10 protein-coding genes are annotated in these 9,405 nt (G+C 67.6%); 8 read left to right on the forward strand and 2 right to left on the reverse strand.

What is annotated here, in order from left to right; genetic code table 11:
- Positions 1 to 7: 7 nt before the first annotated feature.
- The 6 genes from QOD90_RS02250 to QOD90_RS02275 are packed head-to-tail and all read left to right on the forward strand — an operon-like array spanning position 8 to position 6,869.
- Positions 8 to 1,036 (forward strand): helix-turn-helix transcriptional regulator, encoded by a 1,029-nt coding sequence (locus QOD90_RS02250; protein WP_526346265.1) that lies wholly within the window; start codon positions 8 to 10, stop codon positions 1,034 to 1,036.
- Complete coding sequence (locus QOD90_RS02255; protein WP_526346249.1) at positions 1,033 to 2,016, forward strand: helix-turn-helix transcriptional regulator; 984 nt, start codon at positions 1,033 to 1,035, stop codon at positions 2,014 to 2,016. The genes QOD90_RS02250 and QOD90_RS02255 overlap by 4 nt, the downstream gene beginning before the upstream one ends.
- A gap of 30 nt (positions 2,017 to 2,046) precedes the next feature.
- Entirely contained in the window at positions 2,047 to 2,304 is a 258-nt protein-coding gene (gene tatA / locus QOD90_RS02260; RefSeq protein WP_526346267.1) for a Sec-independent protein translocase subunit TatA, read from the forward strand.
- Between the two features lie 59 nt (positions 2,305 to 2,363).
- Positions 2,364 to 3,314 carry a twin-arginine translocase subunit TatC gene (gene tatC / locus QOD90_RS02265; protein ID WP_526346251.1) on the forward strand — a complete coding sequence of 317 codons (951 nt, stop codon included), beginning with the start codon at positions 2,364 to 2,366 and terminating at the stop codon, positions 3,312 to 3,314.
- Positions 3,298 to 6,093, forward strand: coding sequence for a DEAD/DEAH box helicase (locus QOD90_RS02270; protein WP_526346253.1), 2,796 nt, complete (start codon positions 3,298 to 3,300; stop codon positions 6,091 to 6,093). The genes tatC and QOD90_RS02270 overlap by 17 nt, the downstream gene beginning before the upstream one ends.
- 50 nt (positions 6,094 to 6,143) lie before the next feature.
- Positions 6,144 to 6,869, forward strand: a complete 726-nt coding sequence (locus QOD90_RS02275) for a DUF4333 domain-containing protein (protein ID WP_526346255.1) — start codon at positions 6,144 to 6,146, stop codon at positions 6,867 to 6,869.
- Here the strand turns inward: QOD90_RS02275 and QOD90_RS02280 are convergent.
- A complete protein-coding gene (locus QOD90_RS02280; protein ID WP_526346257.1) occupies positions 6,866 to 7,825 on the reverse strand; it encodes a 5'-3' exonuclease in 960 nt (319 codons plus the stop codon). The genes QOD90_RS02275 and QOD90_RS02280 overlap by 4 nt on opposite strands.
- Positions 7,822 to 8,679 (reverse strand): hypothetical protein, encoded by an 858-nt coding sequence (locus QOD90_RS02285; protein WP_526346259.1) that lies wholly within the window; start codon positions 8,677 to 8,679, stop codon positions 7,822 to 7,824. The genes QOD90_RS02280 and QOD90_RS02285 overlap by 4 nt, the downstream gene beginning before the upstream one ends.
- A gap of 33 nt (positions 8,680 to 8,712) precedes the next feature.
- Here QOD90_RS02285 and QOD90_RS02290 point away from each other — a divergent pair, with 33 nt between their 5' ends.
- Together QOD90_RS02290 and QOD90_RS02295 are read left to right on the forward strand one after the other, a co-directional pair.
- On the forward strand, positions 8,713 to 9,108 hold the full coding sequence (locus QOD90_RS02290; protein WP_526346261.1) for a VOC family protein: 396 nt from the start codon (positions 8,713 to 8,715) through the stop codon (positions 9,106 to 9,108).
- A 10-nt stretch (positions 9,109 to 9,118) separates the two neighbouring features.
- The coding region (locus QOD90_RS02295; RefSeq protein ID WP_526346263.1) for an aminopeptidase P family N-terminal domain-containing protein at positions 9,119 to 9,405 on the forward strand (287 nt) is incomplete at its 3' end.

Raw genomic sequence — 9,405 nt, forward strand, 5'->3', positions numbered from 1 at the left:
TCTCCGGGTGGGGATCTCCAAAGTCGAGCGGATGATGAATCTGGTCATCGCGCTCCTATCCACCCGCACGTTCATCACGGCCGAACGGATCCGCGAGACCGTGTCCGGCTATGCCGAGAGCCCCAGCGACGAGGCCTTCTCGCGGATGTTCGAGCGGGACAAGAACGAATTGCGCGATCTCGGCATCCCGCTGGAGACGGGGCGGGTGTCATCGCTCGATCCGACCGAGGGTTACAAGATCAACCGCGACGCGTACGCGCTGGCTCCCGTGGAGTTGACCGCGGATGAAGCCGCCGCGGTTGCGATGGCAACGCAGCTGTGGGAGTCGCCCGAGATGGTGACGGTCACCCAGGGTGCGCTGCTCAAGCTGCGGGCCGCGGGCGTCGACGTCGAGGCGCCGGAGTCGGCCATCGCGATCACCACGACCGCCGCACTGCCCGGTTTGCGTGGATCCGAGGACGTGCTGGGAATCCTGTTGGCCGCGATCGATTCTGGACAGGCGGTCCGGTTCAAGCACCGCGCCTCCCGCAGTGAGCCCTTCACCGATCGCACCGTCGAGCCATGGGGCGTGGTCACCTACAGCGGCCGTTGGTACCTGGTCGGGCACGACCGCACCCGAGAAGCCACTCGGACGTTTCGGCTGTCCCGCATCGATGCCGACGTCGAGGCGATCGGGCCGAGGGACGCGGTGCATCGACCCGACGGCGTCAACCTGCGAGACATCGTGCACCTCGCAGTCGCCGAGGCGCCGCCAAGCGCGAAGGCCAGGGTATGGGTGGCCGACGGCCGCGCCACGGCGTTGCGGCGACAGGGCGAGATTGCGACCGCGAAGACGTTGGCGGGGCGCGCCGGAGACGAGATCACGCTCGACATCAGTAGGCAGGACCGGCTGGCGCGCGAAGTCGCGAGCTACGGCGCCGATGCCGTCGTGCTGGAGCCAGAGTCGTTGCGGGAGGACGTGATTGCCCGGCTTCGCGGACAGGCGGAGGGTGTCTCGCATGAGGGACCAGCGAGAAGCGGAGCGGATCGCGCATGAGTAGCGTGTCGACGCGGCTGGTGCGGCTGCTGAACATGGTCCCGTACTTCCAGGCCAACCCGAGGATCACCCGCGCCGAGGCGGCCGCCGAACTCGGGGTGACGGAGAAGCAGCTCACCCTCGACCTCGACCAGCTGTGGATGTGCGGGCTGCCCGGTTACGGTCCAGGCGATCTCATCGACTTCGAGTTCTCCGGTGACACGATCGACGTCACGTTCTCGGCGGGGATGGACCACCCCCTGCGCCTCACCTCTCCAGAGGCGACCGGGATCCTGGTGGCACTGCGGGCGCTGCTCGAGGTCCCCGGCCTCGTCGATCCGGAAGCCGCCCGCAGCGCGATCGCCAAGATCGAATCCGCGGCGGGGACTGCCACCGGGGCCCGTGAGGGCGCCGACGCCGCGACCGACGAGCCCGCCCCCATCGAGAGCGGCGCCGCCGCAGCGGTGCGCGCCGCGGTACGGGACGGCCGCGCGTTGTCGATCGACTACTACTCGGCGAGCCACGACACGCTGTCGAGTCGAGTCGTCGATCCGATCCGCGTGGTGCTGGTCGCCGACCACACCTACCTCGAGGCGTGGTGCCGGACGGCAGAGGGTGTCAGGTTGTTCCGTTTCGACCGCATCGTCGACGCGCGGGTTCTCGACGAGCGGTCGTCACCGCCAGAACCCGCCGTCGCCGCCCGCCCGGACACCTCGCTATTCGATGCGGATCCGGCACTGCCTGCGGCAACGCTGCTGATCGACCGGTCCGCCTCCTGGATGTTCGACTACTACCCGCTGCGGGTGGTGCGCGAGCTGCCCGATGGCGCCTGCGTGGCGGCCATGACCTATGGGTCCGACGGGTGGATGGCGCGGCTCGTCCTCGGCTTCGGCTCGGCTGTGCGCGTGCTGGAACCGCAGTCGCTGGCCGACCGGGTTCGGGAATCCGCCGTCGCCGCGCTCGAGGCGTACGAAGTCCGCAGTGCAATAGAGGGCGAGTAGACTCGTCCGCAACATCTGGAGGTGTCCAAATTGGGTGGTCTACAACCGTGGCACTGGTTGATCGTCATCGCAGTGTTCGTGTTGCTCTTCGGTGCCAAGAAGCTCCCCGATGCGGCGCGGTCGCTCGGGAAGTCGATGCGCATCTTCAAGTCCGAGATCAAGGAGATGCAGTCCGACGGCAAGGAAGACGAGCCGGCCAAGCCGGCAGCGTCGCCAACGCCCATCACGTCGGAGCGGGTGGAGCCGGCACCGGCTCCTCAGCAGCCCACCGAGCAGCGACCGGCCTGACCAACCCATCCCCTCGGCGCGCCGCGAGGCCGCGCCGGTAGGTGGCGTCCAGACAACCCGTGCGCATTCCCGGAATCTTCAAGCGGCTCGACCCCCGCCGTCGCCGATCGCAGGCCAATCCCGACGGGACGATGTCCCTCGTCGACCACCTGCAGGAGCTACGCAATCGTCTGCTGATCGCGGTCGCCGCCATCCTGCTCACGACGATCTTCGGATTCTTCTGGTACAGCCATGGCTTCCTCGGCGTACGCAGCCTCGGTGACTGGTTGCGTGAGCCCTACTGCTCGCTCCCCGCCTCGTCGCGCGCCGACATCGCGCCAAACGGCGAGTGTCGGCTGCTCGCGACGGCACCGTTCGATCAGTTCATGCTGCGGCTCAAGGTCGCGCTGACCGCAGGCGTCGTGCTGGCCTGCCCCATCTGGCTGCAACAACTTTGGGCGTTCATCACCCCGGGCCTGTACCGAAAGGAGCGACGCTTCGCCTCGGTGTTCGTCGCCTTCGGCGCGGCGCTGTTCATCACCGGTTCGGTGCTCGCCTACATCGTCTTGTCCAAGGCGCTGAGCTTCCTGCTCACGGTCGGCAGTGACGTACAGGTGACGGCGCTCAACGGTGATCAGTACTTCAGCTTCCTCCTCAATCTGCTGTTGGTCTTTGGCATTAGCTTCGAGTTCCCACTGCTGATCATCATGCTGAACCTGGTCGGCATGCTGCCCTATGAGCGATTGAAGGCGTGGCGTCGAGGACTGATCTTCGGCCTGTTCGTCTTCGCCGCCTTCGCGACGCCGGGTTCGGATCCGTTCTCGATGCTGGCCCTGGCATCGGCGTTGACGCTGCTGCTCGAGTTGGCCATCCAGGTCGCGCGCTTCAACGACAACCGAAAGGCCCGCCGCGCGGCCCTCGAGGACGTGCCCGACGACATGGCCGCACCCCTCGGTGACGTTGAGCCCGTCGAGCCGCCGAGTGCCGTGCCCACCCCGTCCCGGCTGGGCATCGATGACCAAGCCACCTGAGCAGTCACCCGGTAGGACGCAGCTCGCCGACTTCACCGAGCAATTGCCGTTCTCGCTGGATGGATTTCAGGTTCGCGCCTGCACGGCACTGGAGAACGGGCACGGCGTCCTGGTCTGTGCGCCGACGGGTGCGGGTAAGACGGTGGTGGGGGAGTTCGCGGTGCACCTTGCGCTCGCTGCGGGCCGAAAGTGCTTCTATACCACGCCGATCAAGGCGCTGAGCAACCAGAAGCACAACGATCTGGTTCAGCGCTATGGCGCCGAGCGCATCGGTCTGCTGACCGGTGATCAGAACATCAACGGCGATGCACCGGTGGTGGTGATGACCACCGAGGTCCTTCGAAACATGTTGTACGCGAACTCCGATGCCCTGCGTGGTCTTTCGCACGTCGTGATGGACGAGGTGCACTTCCTGGCCGACCGGATGCGTGGCGCGGTCTGGGAAGAGGTGATCCTGCACCTCTCCGAAGACGTTCGACTTGTCAGCCTTTCGGCGACGGTGAGCAATGCCGAGGAATTCGGTGGCTGGATTCAGACCGTGCGTGGCGACACCACCGTCGTCGTCGACGAGCACCGGCCGGTTCCGCTGTGGCAGCACATGATGGTCGGCAAGCGGGTCTTCGACCTCTTCGAGGGTGCCGACGCGAACGCCTCCGCCACGCTGGTGGACCGCGAACTGGTTCGGCACATCTCGCACCGGCGGGAAGCCGATCGGCTTTCGGACTGGCAGCCGCGCGGCAGGCAGGGAAATCGCGGAAACTCCGGCCAGCGTGGCCGTCCGACCTTCTACCGTCCGCCGGCACGGCCCGACGTGATCGCCGTACTCGATCAAGAGGGTCTGCTGCCCGCCATCACGTTCGTATTCTCCCGCGCTGGCTGCGATGCGGCGGTAAAGCAGTGTCTGCGTTCGTCGTTGAGGCTGACAAACGACGAGGAGCGGACGCGCATCGCCGAGGTGATCGACCGGCGGTGTGCCGATCTCGACGACGCCGACCTGGTGGTACTCGGCTACTACGAATGGCGGGAAGGGTTGCTCCGTGGCATCGCGGCTCACCATGCTGGGCTGCTGCCGGTCTTCCGCCACACGGTCGAGGAGCTGTTCACCGCTGGGCTGGTGAAGGCCGTGTTCGCCACGGAGACACTCGCTTTGGGAATCAACATGCCCGCCCGGACCGTCGTGCTCGAGCGGTTGGTGAAGTTCAACGGCGAGCAGCACGCGCCGTTGACGCCGGGGGAGTACACCCAGCTGACCGGGCGGGCCGGTCGCCGCGGCATCGACGTCGAAGGCCACGCCGTGGTGCTGTGGCATCCGGACGTCGAACCCGCCGACGTCGCGGGGCTCGCGTCCACCCGTACCTTCCCGCTGCGCAGCTCGTTCGCACCGTCGTACAACATGACGATCAACCTCGCGCACCAGATGGGCCCCGAACAGGCGCACCAGCTCTTGGAACGGTCATTCGCGCAGTTCCAGGCGGACCGCTCCGTCGTCGGCCTGGTCCGCGGAGTGTCGCGCGGTGAGCGGATGATGGATGAGCTCGCGGCCGAGTTCGGCGGCCGGGACGCACCGATCCTCGCCTATGCGCGGTTGCGCGCCACGATCTCCGAACGCGAACGGGCGCAGTCCCGGGCGTCTCGGGTGCAGCGCCGCCAGGCGGCCAATGACGCCCTTGCCGCGCTGCGCCGTGGCGACATCATCACGATCGGGCAGGGCCGCCGCGGCGGCCTCGCGGTCGTGCTGGAGCCCGCCGGTGACCGCGACGACCCCAGGCCGCTGGTCCTCACCGAAGACCGTTGGGCGGGCCGCATCTCGTCGACGGACTACTCCGGGGCGTCGTCGCGGTTGGGGTCGATGACCTTGCCGAAGCGCGTCGAACACCGGCAGCCGCGGGTCCGCCGCGACGTCGCGTCGGCGCTGCGGTCGGCGGCCGCCGGGCTGCAAGTACCCGGTGGGCGGCCCAAACGTGGTCAGCAGGGCCAAGATCGGGAACACGGGGTTCGGGAACACGACGTCGACCCCGAACTCGCCGGTCTGCGCGACCAGCTGCGGGCCCACCCGGCACACCATCTCGCCGACCGGGAAGAGCGGCTCAGGGTGGCCGAGCGCTTTCTGCGCATCGAGCGTGACAACGCCGACATCCAGAAGAAGGTCAACGCCGCGACCAACTCGCTGGCCCGCACCTTCGACCGGATCGTGCTGTTGCTCACCGAACGTGGCTTCATCGAGAAGGTCGAGGATGGCGATCTGAAGGTGACCGCCGACGGACTTCTGCTGGCGCGCATCTACAGCGAGAGCGACCTCCTCGTCGCGGAGTGTCTGCGCAGCGGCACCTGGAATGGTCTCGACGCCGCCGAACTGGCCGGTGTGCTGTCAGCCGTGCTGTTCGAGTCAAGGGGCGACACGCCGGGCGCGACTTCGGTTGTCGAGGGCGCAACCCCCGGCATGAGGCGGGCGCTGTCGCAGACCCGGCGGTCATGGTCGGAGATAAATGCCGATGAGCAGAGGCACCGTCTCCCGGCGAGTCGAGAGCCGGATGCCGGCTTCGTGGCCGCAATCTACCGCTGGGCCACGACGGGTGACCTGTCGGCGTCGCTGGCGGCCTCCGATGCCTCGGGTAGCGGATCGCCCTTGTCGGCAGGCGATTTCGTGCGGTGGTGTCGGCAGGTGCTCGATCTGCTCGACCAGGTGCGGAACGCCGCCCCCACATCGGCCCTGCGGACGTCGGCGAAACGCGCGATCGACGCGATTCGGCGCGGCGTTGTGGCAGTTGATGCGGGGTAGTCTGTGGCCAACGTTTCGATTTTGACGATGGAAGCAACCAAGGAGAGACGATGAGCGGACCGCAGGGATCCGATCCCACCCAGCCGTGGGCGGGTCAGCAGCCGGCCGACCCCGCTTGGCAGCCTCAGGCTCCCGAACAGCAGCAGCCCGAACAACCTGCCTGGGGTCAGCAGCCGCCCGCCTACGGTCAGCAGCCTCCGGCGTACGGGCAGCAGCCCTACCAGCAGCCGTCGTATGGTCAGCCGCAGTACCAGCAGCCCACCGCGTACAGCCCGTCGTCCTACCCGCAGCAGCCGCAGTACGGTCAGCCGCCCCAGTACGGGCAACAGCCGCCGTACGGGCAGTACGACCCCAATCAGCAGCAGTTCGGTCAGCAACCCGGCCAGTACGACCCCAACCAGCAGTTCTCGCCGTACTCGTCCACGGACAGCGGCTCCAAGAAGTCGATGGGCGTGATCCTCGGCGTGGTCGGCGCCCTGGTCGCGATCATCGTGATCGTGGTGGGCATCCTTGGTTTCTGGAAGCCCGGCTTCTTCGTCACGACGAACCTCGACATCAACGCCGCGCAGTCGGGCGTGCAGCAGATCCTCAGTGACCAGACCAACGGCTACGGCGCCAAGAACGTCCAAGACGTGAGCTGCAACAAGGGGGCGAACCCCAAGGTCGTCAAGGGTGGCACCTTCGACTGCGAGGTCAGCATCGACGGCACCAAGCGCCAGGTCACCGTGACGTTCCAGGACGACAGCGGCACCTACGAGGTCGGCAGGCCCCGCTAGCGCGAGGGCAGCGCGTCGAGCGCCTTCTGAAGGCGCGCGACGGACGAGGTGACACCATATTCGCCCGCGAGCTCGGCGACCCTCCGTGGATCCCTTGCGGTGAGCGGCAGCAGATCAGATTCCGTCGACATGCCGACCTGCGCGTCGGTGGCCACCCGGACCACCTTCTCCGCGACGGTCACGTAGTCGGTCGCGGCCATTAGCTTCTTGCGTTGCGCGGCAGGCATTTTCGACGACGGGTCGGCGGCAGCCGCCATGATCCGTTCCAGGGAGCCGTGCTGGGCCAGCAGGGTCGAGGCGGTCTTGTCGCCGATGCCTGGCACGCCGGGCAGGCCGTCGGACGGATCACCCCGCAGCACAGCCAGTTCCGCGTAGGCGGACCCCGCGCGTTCCAGTGGCACGCCGTACTGGTCGGCGACTTCGGCGGGACCGAAGAGCGTCGCCTTGGCCAGCCCCCGGCCGATGTAGAAGACCCTGACCCGAACGGGGTCGTCGGCGACGAGTTGGAGCAAGTCCCGGTCTCCGCTGACCACGATGACGGGATCGCGGCGCTCGGTGGCCGCCAACGTGCCGAGGACGTCGTCGGCCTCGTATCCCGGCGCGCCAGCGGTGGCGATCCCGAAGGCGTCGAGCATGGCCATGATCATGGCGACCTGTGGAGTGAGGTCGTCGGGCACCTCCTCGACGTCCGGATCGTCACCGGGGTTGGCCACCTCGACGCGGTGCGTCTTGTACGACGGGATCAGGTCGACCCGCCACTGCGGTCGCCAGTCGAGGTCCAGGCACACCACCAGTCGCCGCGGGCGCTCCTTGGTGACGAGGGTCGCGATGGTGTCCAGGAAGCCGCGCAGCGCGTTCACCGGGCGGCCGTCGGGTGCCGTGATGGACGACGGGACGCCGAAGAAGGACCGAAACCACATGCTGGCGCCGTCGAGGAGCATGACGGGTGCGGTCATTCCAGTGTCTCCGTTCGAAAGAGGTAGGAGCCCGAGGTGATCGCCTTGTCTCCGTTGCCCTCATCGTGCAATACGACCCGGACGGCGACCACACCGGCGGGGCCAGCCAGCGGTTCCGTCTCGACCCGGAACGGGCCGGCCTTGCCACGGGCCAGGAACATCACGTGAGACGAAACACCCTGCAGCAGAACTGAATTCACCAGGTCGGCTGCTGCGTCGGCGGCGGCGGTCTCGAGGACGACGAACTGCGGTCCGATGTGCAGCGCGGCGTCGGGCGAGGCGACCTCGGCGGACAACTCGGGCAGTGCCCAGTGGCCGTCCGGTCTGCGGTGGGCGCCGAACACCTGCCAGAGTGGCGGCAGGTCGGGGGAGTCGACGACTGCGATGTCGTCGACCTCCATCTTCTGCAGACCGTCGGGCGGCGTCCCGATGCTGACCCCCTGGCCCTCGATGAGGGCGAGCACGCGGTCGGGTCGGTCGGCGTCGACGATCTTGGCCCTGCTGTACCCCATCTGCCTGCCGCGGCGAAGTTCCTCGGAGACGATCTCGATGCGGCGGACGTCGCGGCCGGGGTCGAGGATCTGGCAGGAGTGCACGACGGGGTTGGGCACCGCCTCCAGATCCGACATGTGTCCGCTCTCCGGCGCCGAGATCCCCAGCACCGCGAGCAGCAAGCCGCCCGTCGGATTGCGCATGTCGTGGCGCAGCGTGACGGTGTCGTCGACGTCGCGAGGATCCATGGAGGCGTACTTGCGGCCGATGTATCGATAGCTCAGAAGTCCGCCCCAGCGTCGCCTCAGCTCATCGGCATAGGCTTCGCGCTCGTCGGTGAGATCGCGGATGTCACGCAGCATCCGACTGACAGTAGCGTGCGGTAGAGAGGGGGTATGACCTTCTCCGTCGACCGCATCGATCACGTCGTCGTCAACACGTCCGATGTCGACGCCATCGCCGACTGGTACGTCCGGGTGCTCGGGATGACCCGCGAGAGCTTCGCGGGCGGCCGGATCGCGCTGCGTTTCGGCAACCAGAAGCTCAACGTGCGGCCCACCGGGGCACCGAACTGGGTGACGGGGGCCGTGGACGCGCCGGGCTGCCTCGACCTGTGCTTCATCGCCAACGTCGCAGCCGACGTCATCGGTGAGCATCTGCGTGCGTGCGGCGTCGAGATCACCGAGGGCCCGGTCACCAAGACGGGCGCGCTCGGTCCGATGACGTCGCACTACTGTCGCGATCCCGACGGCAACCTGATCGAGGTCGCCACCTATCTGCGTGCCGATTAATCTCGAGGCCATGGATACCGGCAGATTTCCCACCGACGTGTACGCGGGACGGCTGAAGGCGGCGAGTGCCGCCGCCGCGGAGGCCGGCCTGGCAGGTCTGGTCATCACGCCCGGGTACGACCTGCGCTACCTCGTCGGTTCGCGGGCGCAGACCTTCGAGCGACTGACGGCGTTGGTGCTGCCCGCCGATGGCGAACCGACCGTCGTGGTGCCGCGGATGGAGTTGGCGTCTCTCAAGGACTCCGCGGTGGTGGAACTGGGCCTGGCAGTGCGGGACTGGGTGGACGGCGACGATCC

The sequence above is a fragment of the Mycobacterium sp. genome (genome assembly GCF_032161845.1).
Taxonomy (GTDB): domain Bacteria; phylum Actinomycetota; class Actinomycetes; order Mycobacteriales; family Mycobacteriaceae; genus Mycobacterium.

What these genes read in the sequence shown, in the direction of transcription:
- QOD90_RS02255 (WP_526346249.1), top strand. Translation starts at nt 1,033, where the DNA reads ATGAGTAGCGTGTCGACGCGGCTGGTGCGGCTGCTGAACATGGTCCCG.
- QOD90_RS02270 (WP_526346253.1), top strand. Translation starts at nt 3,298, where the DNA reads ATGACCAAGCCACCTGAGCAGTCACCCGGTAGGACGCAGCTCGCCGAC.
- QOD90_RS02275 (WP_526346255.1), top strand. Translation starts at nt 6,144, where the DNA reads ATGAGCGGACCGCAGGGATCCGATCCCACCCAGCCGTGGGCGGGTCAG.
- QOD90_RS02280 (WP_526346257.1), bottom strand. Translation starts at nt 7,825, where the DNA reads ATGACCGCACCCGTCATGCTCCTCGACGGCGCCAGCATGTGGTTTCGG.
- QOD90_RS02285 (WP_526346259.1), bottom strand. Translation starts at nt 8,679, where the DNA reads ATGCTGCGTGACATCCGCGATCTCACCGACGAGCGCGAAGCCTATGCC.
- QOD90_RS02290 (WP_526346261.1), top strand. Translation starts at nt 8,713, where the DNA reads ATGACCTTCTCCGTCGACCGCATCGATCACGTCGTCGTCAACACGTCC.